Raw genomic sequence first — 16,410 nt, 5'->3', positions numbered from 1 at the left:
AAACTTTGAAGGAAGGAGCCCCATGACCACATACACTATTAGTTTGATCCCGGGGGATGGAACGGGACCTGAAATTTCCACTACGGTTCAAAAGGTTTTGGAAGCCACAGGGGTTAAAATCGCCTGGGACGTGGTGGAGGCGGGCGCTGATGTGGTGGAAAAATACGGGACGCCCCTGCCGGAAAACGTGTTGACGTCCATCCGCAAAAACAAGATCGCCCTGAAAGGGCCCCTGACGACGCCGATTGGAACGGGGTTTCGGTCTGTCAACGTGGCCCTTCGCAAAGAGTTGGACCTCTTTGCCTGTTTGCGGCCGTGCAAGTCGTATGCGGGGGTGCGCTCACGATTTCAGAACATTGACCTGGTGGTGGTTCGGGAGAACACCGAGGATCTCTACGCGGGGGTGGAATACGCGGCCCAATCCAAAGAAGCCCTGGAAATTATCGGGTGGGCTAAGGGAAAAATTTTTCCAGACGCCGCGATTTCGATCAAACCCATTTCCCGTACCGGATCCGAACGAATCATGGAATACGCTTTTGATTACGCGGTCAAAAACAAGCGCCGAAAAGTGACCGCCGTTACAAAGGCGAATATCATGAAGTTCACGGACGGTCTTTTCTTTGACGTGGCCCGGGAAGTGGCCAAACGGTATGAGGGAAAAATTGTTTATGAGGAACGCTTGATCGATAACATGTGCATGCAGTTGGTTCAAAAGCCGGAGTTATACGATGTGATCGCTTTGCCCAACCTGTATGGGGATATCCTTTCGGATTTATGCGCGGGGCTCATCGGTGGGTTGGGGATTGCTCCGGGGGCGAATATGGGGAAAGGCATTGCTCTTTTTGAAGCGGTGCATGGGTCCGCCCCGAAGTATAAAGGGTTGAATAAAGTGAACCCGACCGCGGTGCTCCTTTCGTCCGTCCTGATGTTGGAATACATCGGGGAAAAAGAGGCCTCTGAAAAGTTAGAAGCGGCGATTTCTTCTGTGATTGCGGAAGGGAAGGATGTGACCTACGACTTGAAACCACGCCCCGATGACCCCTCAGCGGTGGGGACGAAAGAGATGGGCGACGCCATTATCAAAAAAATGAGGAGTGCCCGGTGAAAAGAGAATTGTCCTGTGTGATCGTTAAGCCGGATGGGGTGGGCAAGTCGGTGGTCGGGAAGATTTTGGATCGGTTGGAAGGGGAGGGGTTTCGTCTGTTGGCGGCCCGCCTGATTCGCCCCTCGGCTGAAAAAATGGGGGAATTTTACGCGGAACATAAAGGGAAACCGTTTTACTCAGGCCTCCTTCAGTTTATGACGTCGGGGCCAGTGGTGGTGACCGCGTGGGAAGGGGACGCCGTGATTCCACGGGTTCGCGCGCTGATCGGTTCCACCAACCCGAAAGACGCCGCTTTAGGAACGTTTCGTGCCCAATGGGGCACAGACAACCGTCGGAACCTTGTTCACGCTTCGGATTCCCCAGCGTCGGGGGAACGGGAAACTGCCTTCTTCTTTACGCCTGAAGAACTAGCGCCCTACGATCCCAACCGGTGGTCCGGCTCGGAATACGCTCCTCCCGTTCCGACTTAACCGGGAGGCTCGGGTCGATGGGGTTGAGGATCAGACGGAAACCACTTGAATTTTTGGGTCAAGCATTCGTTGCAAAAGGTTTTGGATGGCGTGGAGAGTCCCCGCCGAGGCGCTGGGGCAACTGCCACAGGCCCCCTGGTAGTGAACCGAGAGGACCCCATCTTGGTACGCCAAGACTTCAAGGCCACCCCCATCGCCCGCGAGCGCGGGACGAACGTTTTCATCAATAATTTGTTCTATTTTGGAAAGCATTTCGTCATTGTTGGTGGGATCGTTGACCGGAGGAGGGGCGACCACTTCAACGGCTTTTCCGTGGAGTTCGATGGCGGCTCGGAGTTTGGGTTCTAATTCGGTCCATCCGACGTTGGGAAACTTCGTGACGGTGACGAAACGGTCCAAAACGAACACCGAGGCGACGGGGCCGGAAGCGAAAAGGGCTTTGCCGAGATCGTCGTTCGTGGCGTCTGTGGCGTTTTCAAAGGATTTCGCGCCCCGTTCGACCAGTCTTCCATCGGTAATAAACTTTACGGCGTCCGGATTGGGTGTGCCTTGAACTTCGATCACTTTAACCATGGGTTCCTCCTTGAAAATCAGTCTTCATTATACCAATGGGGAACCCGGCCGTCCATGTTCCTGGCGGGGGGGCGTCATCACAGGTGTTCCGCTTCACAATAAAGGAGGGTGTCATGAGCGAATCCGAGTCGGGCGTGTTGGAAGATTTGGTTGGGAAGCCGGAACTGTTGAGTGGTTTGGTGGCGTATCAGTCGGGCTCAATCGTGAGCCGCCGGGTGATTCATCGGGAAACAGGGAACATCACGTTGTTTGCTTTTGACCAGGGGCAAGAACTGACCGAACACACGTCTCCCTTCAACGCGCTGATTTATGTCGTTGATGGAGACGCGGAAATTTCGATTTCCCGGAAGCCTCTTTCTGTGAAAACTGGAGAAATAATTCTTCTTCCCGCGAACGTTCCCCACGCGGTCAAGGCGGTTCGTCCGTTTAAAATGCTTCTGATGATGATCCGCTCCTGACATGGATTGAGGTGGCACAAAATAAATTTTTCTCTTGACAGAGCGCGTTGTGCATGTATAATGACGTCCGCTCCGTTCCGGGGCTCTTGTGTTTGTTCGTCTCCCCATGTGATGTTTAAAAAGAGGATGGAGGGGGGACTTCCCGGTGCTTTTTTTTCAAGAACGCGCTGGGATCACCGTTCCGGAACGCCGGCCTAAAACCCTTTGAGTCCATTCAAGACCCATTCTGATTTGTTTCGAAATCGGCAAACGATCCCTGAACGGGAACGCCGGGCGAAATCCTGTTCCGTTCAGAAGCGTTTAATCCCCTGAAGGAGTCCTCCATGGACCAGCATCCCCACCCGCCTCACATTCCAAACCCCGCACCCCAACCCACGCCGCCCGCCCCTCCGGTAGCGAATGGCGCAACATCGACGCACGCGAAAATTTCAAAGGCGGCTCTGTTGTCCCGCGCTCCCATGGGGGAGTTGATGAAGTTGGCCTCGGACCTGAAGGTTTCCGTTGCGGGAATGCGACGCCAGGAAATTATTGCGCGGGTGTTGGAAGCGCAGGCTCGCGAATCCGGGGAACTGGTGCGGCAAGGGGTGTTGGAGATTTTGCAAGACGGATTCGGTTTTCTACGAAGCCCCGATTACAATTATCTGTCAGGCCCGGATGACATCTACATCAGTCCGTCGCAAATCAAACGGTTCGCGCTGAGGAAGGGCGACACGGTGGCGGGGCAAGTCCGCCCACCGAAAGATCAAGAACGCTTCTTTGCTTTGCTCCAAGTGCACACCATCAACGGGGATCCGGTGGACAAAGCCATGCGTCGGGATCTGTTTGATAATTTAACCCCGCTCTATCCTCAAAGTCGATTGAACCTGGAAACGAAGAAAGATGAAATCAACACGCGTGTTTTGAACTTGGTGGCCCCGATCGGTAAAGGGCAGCGCGGCTTGATCGTGGCGGCCCCCCGAACCGGGAAAACAATCTTCCTTCAAAAAATAGCGAACGCTATTTCTGAAAATCATCCGGAAGCCGACCTCATCGTGTTGTTGATCGATGAGCGGCCCGAAGAAGTGACCGATATGCAACGATCGGTGAAGGGAGAAGTCATTAGTTCCACGTTCGATGAGCCCGCGGACCGGCATGTGCAGGTGGCCGAAATGGTGATCGAAAAGGCCAAACGCCAAACCGAATGCGGGAAAGACGTGGTTATCTTGCTGGACTCGATCACTCGCTTGGCGCGCGCCTACAACACGGTGACGCCTTCTTCGGGGCGTGTTTTATCGGGCGGCTTGGATTCCAACGCCCTTCAACGGCCCAAACGGTTTTTCGGTGCCGCCCGCAACATCGAAGAGGGAGGCAGTTTGACCATCGTGGCCACGGCGCTGGTGGAGACGGGAAGCCGGATGGACGACGTGATTTTTGAAGAGTTCAAAGGGACCGGAAATATGGAAGTTTATTTGGACCGGAAACTGGCGGACCGGCGGGTATTCCCCGCGATCGATATGCACCGGTCGGGGACGCGGAAAGAGGAATTGTTGTTGACTCAGGACGAACTGAATAAAGTGTGGATCCTTCGCAAAGTTCTTTCGACCATGACCCCTGTGGACGCCATGGAACTGTTGATCGAAAAGGTTTCGGCCACGAAGTCCAACAAGGATTTCCTGCGCGCCATGGAAGTTTCCAGTATCAGCAAAAAATAATCCCATTGAAATTTCGTCCCATCCCGCTTATCCTGGATCGTGTGAAAAGGCCGACAGATCTCTTGTTCCTGGTGATCCTCTTGGCGACGGTGCTGGTGGGGACGCTGGCCCCGGTCGGGGGGGCCTCATTTCAATTCGGTGTCGGGGGGGGGATGCCACGTTTTTCGGAGTCGCTCCTCCTGACGGTTGGGGGCGATGCCCCAGGACCATCGCCGGAACTGTTTCACGAGTTAGGGAAAATTAATCGGGTGGTGGTGGGGCGTTACGCCATTCGCCCCAAAGACACCTTGCTTTCTGTTTCATCCACTTTTGGTTCGGCTCCGGATTACATCCGAAGCACCAATCGGTTAAGTTCTGTCCAATTGGTCCCCGGTAAAACGCTTGTTGTTCACAACGGGCGCGGGATGCTTTATCAGGTTCGTGAACGGAGCGGCCGGTCGGAATCCATCCAAGAAATCGCAAAGAAATACAATCTTTCCCCTGTCGGTTTGGCCCAAGCCAATCGACTTCCTGGCGTCGCGTTGTCTTCCCCCGAATGGTTGGAGGCGGGCCGCGTCCTGTTTTTGCCAACGGTCCGGTTGCGTTTCACCGATTACTTGATGCCGGTGGCCTGGGCCCGGGGACAACGGATGATTTCATCGGGGTATGGGTATCGGCGCCATCCCGTGTTGCGGGTTCGACGGTTTCACCAGGGGCTCGATATGCCTCGCCCCGCGGGGTCTCCCGTTCGCGCCGCGCGGGATGGAACCGTGATTTTTGCGGGGTGGCGTGGAGCGTTCGGGCGGCTGGTCATTATTAAGCATGAAGGAGGCCTGCGGACGTGGTACGGCCATTTGTCCTCTATCCATGTGGAACCCGGGCAGCGCGTGGCCAAAGGGGCTTTCATCGGACGCGTGGGAAGTTCCGGTTTGGCGACCGGGCCCCACCTCCATTTTGAAGTTCGAGATCGGTTTGGGAACGCGTTGAACCCCAAAAAGTTCTTATTTTAAGGTAGAATGGTCATCAAAATCTGAGGCCCCGGATGGGCGTCTCGCCCAATCCGGTTTTTTATTGCTCAAGCGAGGTTCATATGAAAGAAGGCATACACCCCACGTATCAACAGGTTCCAGTGACCTGCGCCTGCGGGAGCACCTGGGTGACGGGATCAACGGCGAAAGAAATCCGCCTGGAAATTTGTTCAAATTGTCACCCCTTTTACACGGGTCGTCAAAAACTGATGGACACCGCGGGTCGTGTGGAACGATTTGAAAAACGTTTTGCGGAGACCGGTGGAAAAACGGTAGCCCGCAAACCCGTTATTCGAAAAGCGGCACCCCCGGTCAAGTCCGCGGCCAAAAAAGCCGCGAAGGTGTTGACCAGCACTCCTAAGCCTGGCACCAAACTCAAAACGGACAAACCCGCCCGAGGTGCCAAAACTGAAAAAGCGCCCGCGAAAGCTTAGCGCTTCGCTTTCCTCTCGAACGCCCCCGGCAACGGGGGCGTTCGTTTTATAGGCTCCCATGAATCCTAAATTCGAAGAAATCGAAACACGTCACCAATTCGTTCAGAATCGGTTGGCGGACCCGTCTCTTCAAGGGACGTCGGAGTTTCATGAGCTTGCGCGGGAATACAAGCGGTTGGCTCCCGCGGTTCTCAAAGTTCAAAAACTTCGGCAAACCCGTGCCGAACTTCTCCAAGCGGAAGGGCTCTTGGTTTCATCAGAACCAGATCTTCGTGCCCTGGCGGAGGAAGAAGTTCGAGTTCTTCGGGAACAGTCGGATGGTTTGTCCCAGGAACTGGAGGAGTTTTTAATCCCCAAGGATCCGCGAGACGACCGGGACGTGATCATCGAAATTCGGGCAGGGACAGGTGGGGATGAGGCGGCTCTTTTTGCCGGGGATTTGTTCCGAATGTACTCCCGTTACGGTGTTGAACTCGGGTTTACGGTGGAACCCTACACCTCATCTCCCTCGGGTTTGGGCGGGTTTAAGGAAATTGTTTTCAGCGTGAAGGGCTTGGGCGCTTACTTTCGTTTTAAACATGAGAGCGGGGTGCACCGTGTCCAGCGGGTTCCGGCGACGGAAGCTTCCGGCCGCATCCACACCTCAACGGCCACTGTGGCGGTTTTGCCGGAAGCCGACGAAGTGGAAGTGTCCATCAATCCCGCGGACCTTCGCATTGACACGTACCGGGCGTCCGGCGCCGGGGGCCAGCACGTGAACAAAACCGAATCGGCGATTCGATTGACTCATCTTCCGACCGGGATCGTGGTGGCGTGCCAAGAAGAGCGGAGCCAAGTCAAAAACCGGGCCCGGGCGTTTTCCATGTTGCGGGCTAAAATTCAACAAGCGGCTCAAGATCGATTGGACAACGAACGTCGGGATCTTCGTCGGAGTCAAGTGGGGACCGGGGAACGTACCGAGAAAATCCGCACGTACAATTTTCCCCAAGACCGTGTGACGGATCATCGAATCAACCAAAACTTTCACAACTTGCCCGGGATTTTGGAAGGGAACATGAACGCGATTCACGCGGCTCTCGCGGCCGCTGAAAAATCGGATCGGCTCGCCCAGGCCCAGGCGTGATCACGGGGACTCGGACTCTCCCTGTTGGTGTGGCCGAGGCTTTGGCGGTCGCCCAAGAAACGCTGGAACAAGCGGGGGTTTCCAACGCCGCGATGGAAGGAAAAGAAATGGTGGCCCGTGCCTTGGGTCTTTCCCCAAAAAGCATTGAGTGGGAAAGAGACCGGAGGTGGGAACCCTCGGCTCAACTCTTATTGAGTTCCCTTCTCCTCCGCCGGTGTTCGGGTTTCCCTCTTGCCTATCTCTTGGGGGAGTGGGATTTCCTTGATTTTACGTTAACGCTCACAAGGGATGTGTTGATTCCTCGGCCGGAAACGGAGGAGCTTTTTGACCTTGTCCGGGAAACCGGGGAGGCTCCCCGTTCCGTTGTCGATGTGGGAACCGGTTCCGGCGGGTTGGCTTTGGCCATGGCCCGGTATTGGCCCGAGGTTCGTGTGACCGCCCTCGATCTTTCCCCGGCGGCGTTAGCGGTGGCGCGTTGGAACGCCCGTCGGTATGGGTTGGAAGCGAAGATTGAATTCCGACGATCCGATCTCTTGGAGGGCATCGCTGATACACCCGTGGACCGGATCGTTGCCAATTTGCCCTATATCCCGACGCCGGATTTGGAGGATTTATCTCCTGAAGTTCGAAAAGAACCTCGGTTGGCCTTGGACGGAGGCCCCGACGGTTTGACATTAATTCGGCGGTTGGTTCCACAATCGGTTCGGGCGTTACGGCCTGGGGGGCGTCTTTATCTGGAAGTGGGCATCGGCCAAGCGGCTGTGGTGGCCCGCCTTCTGAGCGGGACAGGTTTTTCAAATGTGGCCATCTTTCAAGATTTTGCCGGGAAAGACCGTTTTGTGAGGGGCGAGCGATGATTCGATTGGATGCCTTTGTCATCAAAGGGGGGCGGCGGCTCGCCGGGAGCGTCCGTATCTCGGGGTCAAAAAACGCGGCCCTTCCCTGTTTATTCGCAACCCTTTTGACGGACGAAGAATGTGTGTTGGACAACGTGCCCGATCTCCAGGATATTCAGACCGCGGTGCGATTGTTGGAACGGTTGGGGAAAAAAGTGGTCTTTCGATCCGGGCGGGTGACGGTTCACAAGCGTGGCGCGCTTCGTGCCCAAGCGCCTTACGATTTGGTCCGGCGGATGAGGGCCAGCGCCGTGGTGATGGGGCCTCTGTTGGCTCGGTTGGGGAAAGCCGATGTCTCTCTTCCTGGCGGTTGCGCCATTGGGGCCCGTCCGATTAATTTTCATCTCAAAGCTTTTGAACGAATGGGCGCTCGTATTTCGGTTCACGAAGGATACATTTCCGCGGTGGGCCGCTTAAAAGGGGGACGGATCAAATTTCCCATGGCCAGTGTGGGGGCCACCGAGAACGTTCTCATGGCGGCGTCCCTCGCCACGGGGCGAACGGTGATTGAAAACGCCGCGCGTGAACCCGAGATTGTGGACCTCGCGAACCTCTTGTCCTCCATGGGAGCGAAGATAACAGGAGCGGGATCGAACCGCGTGGTGGTGGAGGGGGTGCGTGTTCTTCACGGGGCGCACCACCGGGTGATTCCCGATCGGATCGAGGCGGGGACTTTTCTTGTGGCCGCCGCCATGACGCGGGGGAAGATTCTCTTGACGGAGGTGGAGCCGGCCCATTTGAAGACGGTGCTGGACGCCCTACGCCGGACGGGCCTCCGTTTGACCGTGGGGGATGGAACGGTGGAGGCGGTTTGGGTGCGACCGCTCAAACCTGTTTCGGTTAAAACCCGGGTTTACCCCGGGTTCCCGACCGACATGCAGGCCCAATGGATGGCGCTCATGGCCGTGACGGCCGGGCGAAGCGTGATTGAAGAAGACATTTTTGAAAACCGGTTTCTTCACGCGCAGGAACTCTTGCGAATGAGCGCGCGAATCGAAACCCGGGGCCACCGCGCTCAGGTGGAAGGCGTGGCCCGCCTTTCCGGGTGTCCCTTGATGGTGTCGGATTTGCGGGCGGGTGCGGCGTTGGTTTTGGCGGGTCTGGTGGCCCGAGGAACGACCAAGATTCTCCGGGTGTATCATTTGGATCGGGGATACGAAAAACTTGAATGTAAACTTCGCGCCTTAGGCGCGGACATTCGGCGGGTCCCTCAATAATGGAAAAATACAAAACAGGGTCTCTCCTCTTGGGAGGCGTTCTGGTCTCAATGATTTCTTGGGGAAATGGGTTTTCCCTTCGTGCCCAAGATCCGGCCGAGGGGCTTTCCGCCCCGATGGTGTCCCTCTCTGCGGAATCCGGTGAGGGAGACGTCGGTGTATCTCCTGGACCGGCCACCACGGGGGAGAAACCGGTGTGGCGTGTTCGGGCGGAGCGGTTGTTCGAAGAAGGGATTGAGGCCGAATCGGCCGGGAAGACCCGCTTGGCCCGTAAAAAATATGGCAAGGTGTTGAAACTTATTTCGGGTGGCGTAGACGATGAGACGCTCGTTTCTCTTCGTCCTGAAATTGCCAGTCTGTTGTTTCCCGCTGGGGGAGATTCCCTTCTCCCCTCTGGGGATTTCCTCTCCGATGGGGAGGAGGTTCAATCGATGGTTTCCGAAGCGGATTCTTCTGTCGAATTGTCTCCGATCGTGTCCACGCGAACCTACGCCATGACCATCGACCCTGAAGATCCCTTGGTGGAGAAGTATGTGGCGCTTTACACCGGTCGCTTGCGTGATCGGACCCAGGCGGCTTTCGATCGGATGGGACTTTACCATGATTTTATTTCGCAGGCCATCACGGAAGAAAAAATGCCCCGATCGTTGATCTATCTTCCTGTTGTGGAAAGCGAATACCTCCCTTTCGCTGTTTCCCGGGCGGGGGCGGTGGGCATGTGGCAGTTCATGAGTGGGACCGCGAAATACGCGGGACTTAAAATAAACTATTGGGTGGACGAACGGCGTGACCCAGAAAAATCCACCCGGGCCGCGCTTCGGACGTTGAAAAGCTTGTACGACTGGTTTGACGATTGGCATTTGGCGTTGGCGGCCTACAACCGGGGAATGTATGGAATTCAGCGGGATCTGGAATTTACTCGCTCCACAGATTTTTCTTTATTATCAAAACGCCAAGGCATCCCCCGGGAAACGGAACAATACGTTCCCAAATTGATGGCCCTTGTTCTTATCGGGGATAACGCGGAGAAGTATGGCCTTCGGCCGCCTCGTCCCACGCGCCTTCCCCCGCCCGATGTGGTTCTGTTGGAACGTCCCCTGGATTTGAAAGTGGCTGCGGCTTGTGCAGGTGTTTCCGAAAGTGTGATACGAGAACTAAACCCCTCGGTTCGCTTATGGGTGACGCCGAACAATGAACCAAACTTTAAACTGCGAATTCCGGCGGGGACGGAAAAGAAGTTTAGGGCCGCCTTGGCTCAAGTAAAAGATTGGACCCCCTCCCCTGGGTTTGTGCGCTACAAGGTTCAGCGCGGAGATTTTTTGGGCCGGATCGCGAAACGTTATCGAACCACCGCGTCGGCCATTCAGCGTGAAAACAAGATTCCTAATCCCAACCGTCTTCGCCCGGGGCAAACCCTGGTGATCCGGCCGGGTCGAGGATTTAAAGGAGAGTAATCCATATGGAGAACCCGCTTGTGTTTGGAACAGATGGGTGGAGAGGGGAGATCGCTCATGATTTCACCTTTCAGAATGTTCGGCGAGTGTCTTTGGCGTTGGCGCGGGTTCTCAAGCCCCGTTCGACTGTTGCGGTAGGATTCGATTTCCGATTTCTTTCGGAAGAATTTGCTCGCGAAGCGGCCGGGGTTTTGGCCGCCCACGGCCATCGCGTGTGGGTGGTGAAAGAAGCCACCACGAGCCCGGCGTTATCCTTTTCCCTTAAACGCCTCTCCGCGGCGGCGGGGGTTATGATCACCGCGAGCCACAACCCGCCCTCCTATAACGGATTTAAAATAAAAGTTCCCCCGGGTCGTTCCGCCGATCCCACCTTCACGGCCCAGGTGGAAGGGATGATTGAAGCGGAGATCCCTCCGTCAAACCTTGGGGCCAAAGTGGATTCATTTTCGCCCAACGAGGGGTATGTGAAAGCTCTTCTGTCCCGCTTGGAACTCAAGTGGTGGCGGGAAAAAAAGACACCTCTTGCCGTGGACGCCATGCATGGATCGGGTGGACCCGTTTGGGAGGAAATCTTTCGCCATCTGAAACTCAAGGGAGAAATCGTTCGTGGACAACGGGACCCTCTTTTCGGTGGGATTCCCCCGGAACCGATTGAACCCCATTTGGCGCCCTTGGTGGAGGCTGTTCGACGCACCAAAGCCGTTATCGGGGTGGGTGTGGATGGCGACGCCGATCGATTGGGTGTGATCGATGACACGGGAGCCTATCTTCCTCCCCACACGGTCTTTCCGCTTCTTTTTAGACATTTGGTTCAAAACCGTCGGCTGAAGGGACCACTGGTTCAGGCCACTTCAATGGGGTATCTTTCGGAACGGATGGCGAAAACGTGGGGGGTTCCTGTGACCCACGTGCCCGTGGGGTATAAGCATGTGGCGGATGAAATGGCTCGATGTAAAACATTGTTGGGGGGGGAAGAATCCGGGGGCTATGGGGTCGGTGTGTGGGGGTTAGAGCGGGACGGAATTCTTTCGGGGCTACTGCTGATGGAATTGGTATTGGCTGAAGGGAAACCCTTATCGGTCCTACGACAAGAAATGTACAAGGAGTTTGGTGTTTCGGATTACCAGCGGGTGGATCTTCCCCTTCGGACCCCCATTCCCGATCGGGCCGCCTGGGAAAAAGCCGTGGCCCAACGGGTCCCGGAAAAACTGACTGGGAAAGTTGTCCGCCAAAAGAAAAGCGGAGATGGTTTGAAAATTATCCTTGAGGATGGGTCCTGGTTGTTACTGCGGCCCAGCGGGACAGAACCCCTGCTTCGGACCTACGCGGAGACTCCGGACCCGGTGACCACCGCCCAACTTCTCCGCAAGGCCCAGGAATGGGCGGGTACTAAAATCGGAACACCGTAGTTTTTGTGCTCGTTAGCCGCTGAGGGCCCATGCGACCGTTCCCTCCTGATCAGCCCTGTGGGCTGGTCAGGAGGGAAGATTGCCCCATCTTTTTTATGTCCCGCTGTAAGTAATACCTATTTTCTAAGTTCGCTCAAAAAATCCCTTGAATTATTTTCCTATTGGCTTATACTAATACGGCACGAAAGCTGTCCGGGGAACGGTGTATTCCTAAGAGCAGGGTTCCCCAGCCCTCCGCATTCACTGGAGGGCCGCGCTCTTTTGTTGTTGAGGAGAGTCCCCTTGTGTGAAATTTTTTTGGAGTCAGAGGCTGCCGCATGTCCTTAACGGAACCACAACCCCTGTTGTTTTTTTTCCCGGGGGCACGATCGTCTCGGGTTCAGTTGGTTTCCCTCCTGATGGGCCCGGTGGGGCTTCCTCTTTTTGGCGGGGCCATTCTTTGGGCCATGATCAAAGGTCCCTACGCCGCCACTGAATTGTTTCCTCTATTCCTCGCGCTGGAGTTTTTTCTCTATTTGGGGGGGGGCTTGGGTTGGGCTTTTGGCGGAGCGCTCTTGGCCAGTTCGGTGGCTCTGGGGGGATTCTTTTTTTCTTTAACTCCGTGGGCCCGCGTTCTTTACCCCATGCATGGACTCTTGGTGTGGGTCGTTTTCTGGGTTCTCGGGGCGTTTGACCGTCAGCGGGAAGTCACTTGGAACCGATTCCAAGAAGAATGGGATGGACTCGAACTGGATTTGTCACGACTCCAATCCAATGTGGAAAACGCGAAAACGGTTATTGAGGACAGTCACGCCCGAATCAATGCGTTTGACCGCCTGCAGCTCTTTACCGATGATTTGGTGGGACCTTACCATCGGGACGAGCTGCTTCAACGTGTGCAGGCCGGTTTGGGGGCCATGTTTCCTAAAGCGCGTGTGGGGCTCCATCTTTTTCCTAAACCGGATGTCCCCGATCCCACCGATGAATGGGGAATGAAGGTGCTTCAATGGGGACAACCACGCCTTCTCTCTTCCCGAACGTCAACAGTCCCCACCTGGGAACCCGGCCTTTTTATTTGCCTTCCTGTGAAAGGGCGGGAAAGTTTTCTGGGATGGATCTCTATGGAATCCAAGCAGCCCCGCCACCCTTTTCATATTCATGACCTTCGCCTGGCTTCCATTGGATCCGACTTGATTTCATTGGCGTTGGGGAACACAGAGCGATTCAGTCAGACAGAAGCTCTGGCCATTTCAGATGAGTTAACCGGTGTCTTTACGCGCGGTTATTTTAATGAGCGATTGTTGGAGGAATTTCGAAAGGCACGCCACAACGGACGCCCTTTTTCCCTGGTGATCCTGGACATCGATCATTTTAAAAAAGTGAACGACGCCCACGGGCATCACATCGGGGATGAGGTGTTGCGGTGGTTGTCCCGGCTGGTGATGGCCCAGGCACGGGAAACCGATTTTGTGGCCCGTTACGGCGGAGAGGAATTTGTGGTGATCATGCCTTCCACGCGTGGTGCCGATGCCCTTCGATTTACGCAGCGATTGGTCAAAACCATTGCGGCGACCCCGTTCCGGTGGGGACAAAAAAGCATCAAAGTCACCCTCTCCGCGGGGGTGGCCACCTTATCCAACGACGTGACCAACGAGGAAGAAATGATCCGTCGCTCCGACGAAGCCCTCTACGCCGCCAAAAGGGGTGGACGCAATCGTGTTCGAGCCTATTCGGTTTGACATCAGTCTGGCTCACGCCTTATTGTTCTGGGGAGTGGTCCCGGTTTTGTGGGGATGCCTCCTTATTCAGAATGGCAAATGCTATCTCACCGCTGTCCTGTTAGCGGGCCTGGCCCTGGCGCACGCCGCCACGCAGTCCCGTGGCGGCGTCGATTTGGTTTTTCACTGGGGTGTTTACGGGGCAGCCATCCTGGTCCCTGTTTTCTTTCGCCGCGCGCAAAGGGCTCTTTCCCGAGAATTTAACCGTCGACAATCAACTCTCCTGGAGCAGAAAGCGAAGGTGTTGCGTGTTCATGAAACGGTATTAAAAGAAAAGGGAGAGTGTCAGGATCGATTGGAACGATTACAAAATCGGTTTGCGCTCGTCCAAGTCATGGCGACGAAACTTGAGGCCGGGGAAATTCTTCAGACGTTGGGTCATATGTGGAAGAAGCGGCCCGGTGTGAAAGGATGTTTGATTTTGCGACGTCAATTGAATGGGAACTGGGGGACTTCGTTTACCGATGGCCATTTTAACGTTCAAGACTGGGTTCGCGTCTTGGCGTCCCACCCTTCCCTGGCTCGATCCCGGAACATCCGTCGCTATTCCGCCCCCAGCCGGCAATTGAGTTTGCCGGGTCAGCCTTTTGGATCGACCTGTCTTCTGATCCCTTTCACGTGGGATAAAGATATATTGGCTTTGGGCCTACTGGAAGTGGATCCCGTTCACCTGGAAGAAAGTCTGGACGGCTACAATATCGAAAGAAAATTGGTGTCCATTGGCCTTCGCCGGGCCGATCTCTATGATCTGATGACCGAACGGAGCCGGTTTGACGCTCTGACGGGGGCGTTTCTGCGCCGGAGTTTGATGGAGCGCTTGGAAGATGGGTTGCGAAAGTCGCACCGCTACAACACGCCCCTCTTTTTTGCTTTACTGGACATAGACAGTTTTAAATCAATGAACGATCGATGGGGTCATTTGACGGGAGACAAGATTTTGGTCTCTTTGGCGAACGGCGTCCGAAAATTGGCACATCCGGGGATTACCTTGGGCCGTTTTGGGGGCGACGAGTTTGCTTTAATCTTTGAAATGGACTCCTCCCAAGAGGTGGTTGCCTGGTTTGAACGACTGCGACAGTTTTTCTCTGAAAATCCCCCATGGGATCGAGAGACTGTCCTTCCTTTTACAATAAGCGTGGGTGTCAGCGCGTATTTACCCGAACGTCCGCCGGTCTCGGAATTGATGGCCCAGGCAGATCATGCCTTGTATCAGGCGAAACGTGCGGGTCGTGACCGTGTGATGTTTTGGCAGGCTCCAGGAACGACGGCTGTCCAAGGGAAAAAATAATTCATGGCGCGATTGTCTCTGCAAAACGTTTCGAAGTGGTATGGATTGATCCCCGCTGTCCAAAACGTCTCGCTTGACGTGGAGGATCGGGAACTTTTCGTTCTGGTGGGCCCCTCCGGATGTGGAAAAACGAGTCTCCTTCGTCTGATCGCGGGGTTGGAAGATGTGTCCGATGGGAAAATTCTGATCGACAAGAGGGTTGTGAACCACGACCTCCCCAAATCAAGAAATATTTCCATGGTGTTTCAGAACTACGCGCTCTACCCCCATATGACGGTGATGGAGAACATGTCGTTCGGTTTGCGCATTCGGGGTTATTCGGATGAGGAAATCCAGTCTCGGGTGCGTCAAGCGGCGGAAGTATTGGATTTACTCCCGCTCTTGCATCGGAAGCCCAACGAAATCTCAGGGGGGCAACGTCAGCGGGTGGCCGTGGGGCGGGCCATCGTAAGAAAACCGAAGGTGTTTCTTTTCGATGAACCTTTTTCGAATCTCGACGCGAAAATGCGAGGAGAAACCCGGGGGGAATTGCTTCGTCTTCATCAACGGCTCCAGACCACCATGGTGTATGTGACCCACGACCAAGTGGAGGCCATGACCTTGGGGGACCGGATCGCTGTTTTAAAAGACGGGGCGGTTCAACAGGTGGGCAAACCCATCGATCTCTACCGGCGACCAAAAAATCGATTTGTGGCGGAATTTATTGGCAGTCCTCCCATGAATTTCTTCAACGTCACGGTGTTGGATCGGGGGGACAGTGTGTGGTTGGACCAAGGGCACTTTCAATTGAAACTCCCGCCCCGTTATCAACGGGTGGGGTTTTTAAAGGATGGGGTGGAGTTGCTCCTGGGGGTTCGCCCGGAAGATATTCACGACCGACTTTTTCAAACGGGCGCCGTCACGGAAGGGAACACCGTCATCGCCATGGTGCAACTGATTGAACCGGTGGGCGCCGAAACCCATGTTCATTTGGAAGCCGGGGGAACTCGGTTTATCGCACGCGTTCGTCCGGACAATCCTTTGGAAATGAACCAGCCCATGGAATTAATCTTTGACCTGGAAAAAATAAACCTTTTTTCAAAGGATGGGAAAGAGCGGTTGTCTTTGGAAGCGTAGAGGGACGTGCCGGTGTGCGGGGAAGGAAAGAAAATCAAATTTGCCGGAGGGGGGACTTGCCTTCCGGATTCGCGGCTTTCCTACCCCCGCCGCGAACCCTCCAGGCCTGCCCGATCACTGACGGGCCCACAAGGTGGGCCCTTTTCCTCCCATCTAGGTCGGCGTGACCGGGCGTTCAAGTCACCCCTCCTTTGTCAGGAAGGAAAAAAGATCAAATTTGCCGGAGGGGGGACTTGAACCCCCACGCCGCCTAAGCGACTTGAGATTTTGAGTCTCACGCGTCTGCCATTTCGCCACCCCGGCTTGGGATGACATTATGGCTCTTTATCGACGGGGTCGTCAACGTCCAGTGTGGGGCGGATGGGTTTTTCTAAAAATATTCCCCTTGCGGGAAATCCAAATCGGAGTCACA

At 55.3% G+C, this 16,410-nt stretch carries 15 protein-coding genes and 1 tRNA gene; 14 read left to right on the top strand and 2 right to left on the bottom strand.

Going from position 1 to position 16,410, the window contains the following annotated elements; genetic code table 11:
• Positions 1–22: 22 nt before the first annotated feature.
• Positions 23–1,105 carry an isocitrate/isopropylmalate dehydrogenase family protein gene (locus JNK54_05965; protein ID MBL8023812.1) on the top strand — a complete coding sequence of 361 codons (1,083 nt, stop codon included), beginning with the start codon at positions 23–25 and terminating at the stop codon, positions 1,103–1,105.
• Entirely contained in the window at positions 1,102–1,575 is a 474-nt protein-coding gene (gene ndk, locus JNK54_05960) for a nucleoside-diphosphate kinase (protein MBL8023811.1), read from the top strand. The genes JNK54_05965 and ndk overlap by 4 nt, the downstream gene beginning before the upstream one ends.
• Before the next feature lie 30 nt (positions 1,576–1,605).
• Here ndk and JNK54_05955 read toward each other — a convergent pair whose 3' ends face one another.
• Complete coding sequence (locus JNK54_05955) at positions 1,606–2,148, bottom strand: NifU family protein (GenBank protein MBL8023810.1); 543 nt, start codon at positions 2,146–2,148, stop codon at positions 1,606–1,608.
• Positions 2,149–2,261: 113 nt separating this feature from the next.
• Here JNK54_05955 and JNK54_05950 point away from each other — a divergent pair, with 113 nt between their 5' ends.
• The 12 genes from JNK54_05950 to ugpC all read left to right on the top strand — a co-directional run bounded on the left by JNK54_05950 (position 2,262) and on the right by ugpC (position 15,998).
• Complete coding sequence (locus JNK54_05950) at positions 2,262–2,606, top strand: cupin domain-containing protein (GenBank protein MBL8023809.1); 345 nt, start codon at positions 2,262–2,264, stop codon at positions 2,604–2,606.
• Between the two features lie 323 nt (positions 2,607–2,929).
• Positions 2,930–4,297 carry a transcription termination factor Rho gene (gene rho / locus JNK54_05945; protein MBL8023808.1) on the top strand — a complete coding sequence of 456 codons (1,368 nt, stop codon included), beginning with the start codon at positions 2,930–2,932 and terminating at the stop codon, positions 4,295–4,297.
• Between the two features lie 41 nt (positions 4,298–4,338).
• On the top strand, positions 4,339–5,286 hold the full coding sequence (locus JNK54_05940) for a M23 family metallopeptidase (protein ID MBL8023807.1): 948 nt from the start codon (positions 4,339–4,341) through the stop codon (positions 5,284–5,286).
• 80 nt (positions 5,287–5,366) lie between these two features.
• A complete protein-coding gene (rpmE, locus tag JNK54_05935; GenBank protein ID MBL8023806.1) occupies positions 5,367–5,738 on the top strand; it encodes a 50S ribosomal protein L31 in 372 nt (123 codons plus the stop codon).
• A gap of 58 nt (positions 5,739–5,796) precedes the next feature.
• Positions 5,797–6,861, top strand: a complete 1,065-nt coding sequence (gene prfA / locus JNK54_05930; GenBank protein ID MBL8023805.1) for a peptide chain release factor 1 — start codon at positions 5,797–5,799, stop codon at positions 6,859–6,861.
• Positions 6,858–7,718 (top strand): peptide chain release factor N(5)-glutamine methyltransferase, encoded by an 861-nt coding sequence (gene prmC / locus JNK54_05925; GenBank protein MBL8023804.1) that lies wholly within the window; start codon positions 6,858–6,860, stop codon positions 7,716–7,718. Before prfA ends, prmC begins: the two co-directional genes overlap by 4 nt.
• A 5-nt stretch (positions 7,719–7,723) precedes the next feature.
• Positions 7,724–8,974, top strand: coding sequence for a UDP-N-acetylglucosamine 1-carboxyvinyltransferase (gene murA, locus JNK54_05920; GenBank protein MBL8023803.1), 1,251 nt, complete (start codon positions 7,724–7,726; stop codon positions 8,972–8,974).
• A complete protein-coding gene (locus JNK54_05915) occupies positions 8,974–10,428 on the top strand; it encodes a transglycosylase SLT domain-containing protein (protein ID MBL8023802.1) in 1,455 nt (484 codons plus the stop codon). The genes murA and JNK54_05915 overlap by 1 nt, the downstream gene beginning before the upstream one ends.
• Before the next feature lie 5 nt (positions 10,429–10,433).
• Positions 10,434–11,837 (top strand): phosphoglucomutase/phosphomannomutase family protein, encoded by a 1,404-nt coding sequence (locus JNK54_05910; protein ID MBL8023801.1) that lies wholly within the window; start codon positions 10,434–10,436, stop codon positions 11,835–11,837.
• 317 nt (positions 11,838–12,154) lie between these two features.
• The gene (locus JNK54_05905; protein ID MBL8023800.1) at positions 12,155–13,555 is read left to right on the top strand and encodes a GGDEF domain-containing protein; all 1,401 of its coding nucleotides are present in this window, start codon (positions 12,155–12,157) and stop codon (positions 13,553–13,555) included.
• Positions 13,533–14,882, top strand: coding sequence for a GGDEF domain-containing protein (locus tag JNK54_05900; protein ID MBL8023799.1), 1,350 nt, complete (start codon positions 13,533–13,535; stop codon positions 14,880–14,882). The genes JNK54_05905 and JNK54_05900 overlap by 23 nt, the downstream gene beginning before the upstream one ends.
• A 3-nt stretch (positions 14,883–14,885) precedes the next feature.
• Entirely contained in the window at positions 14,886–15,998 is a 1,113-nt protein-coding gene (ugpC, locus tag JNK54_05895) for a sn-glycerol-3-phosphate ABC transporter ATP-binding protein UgpC (protein MBL8023798.1), read from the top strand.
• A gap of 218 nt (positions 15,999–16,216) precedes the next feature.
• On the opposite strand, the gene JNK54_05890 is transcribed toward ugpC, so the two are convergent.
• Positions 16,217–16,301, bottom strand: a tRNA-Leu gene (locus tag JNK54_05890).
• Between the last annotated feature and the right edge of the window lie 109 nt (positions 16,302–16,410).

Source organism: Elusimicrobiota bacterium, from assembly GCA_016788905.1.
In the GTDB taxonomy this organism is placed as follows: domain Bacteria; phylum Elusimicrobiota; class Elusimicrobia; order FEN-1173; family FEN-1173; genus JADKHR01.
The sequence above is the reverse complement of the archived record's forward strand: the minus strand, read 5'-3'. Positions and strand labels throughout refer to the sequence as shown.

Excerpts from the sequence above, each read along its gene's own strand:
- JNK54_05915 (MBL8023802.1), top strand. The coding sequence starts at position 8,974 with ATGGAAAAATACAAAACAGGGTCTCTCCTCTTGGGAGGCGTTCTGGTC.
- ugpC (MBL8023798.1), top strand. The coding sequence starts at position 14,886 with ATGGCGCGATTGTCTCTGCAAAACGTTTCGAAGTGGTATGGATTGATC.
- JNK54_05905 (MBL8023800.1), top strand. The coding sequence starts at position 12,155 with ATGTCCTTAACGGAACCACAACCCCTGTTGTTTTTTTTCCCGGGGGCA.
- JNK54_05950 (MBL8023809.1), top strand. The coding sequence starts at position 2,262 with ATGAGCGAATCCGAGTCGGGCGTGTTGGAAGATTTGGTTGGGAAGCCG.
- rpmE (MBL8023806.1), top strand. The coding sequence starts at position 5,367 with ATGAAAGAAGGCATACACCCCACGTATCAACAGGTTCCAGTGACCTGC.
- JNK54_05910 (MBL8023801.1), top strand. The coding sequence starts at position 10,434 with ATGGAGAACCCGCTTGTGTTTGGAACAGATGGGTGGAGAGGGGAGATC.
- prfA (MBL8023805.1), top strand. The coding sequence starts at position 5,797 with ATGAATCCTAAATTCGAAGAAATCGAAACACGTCACCAATTCGTTCAG.
- JNK54_05955 (MBL8023810.1), bottom strand. The coding sequence starts at position 2,148 with ATGGTTAAAGTGATCGAAGTTCAAGGCACACCCAATCCGGACGCCGTA.
- rho (MBL8023808.1), top strand. The coding sequence starts at position 2,930 with ATGGACCAGCATCCCCACCCGCCTCACATTCCAAACCCCGCACCCCAA.
- JNK54_05965 (MBL8023812.1), top strand. The coding sequence starts at position 23 with ATGACCACATACACTATTAGTTTGATCCCGGGGGATGGAACGGGACCT.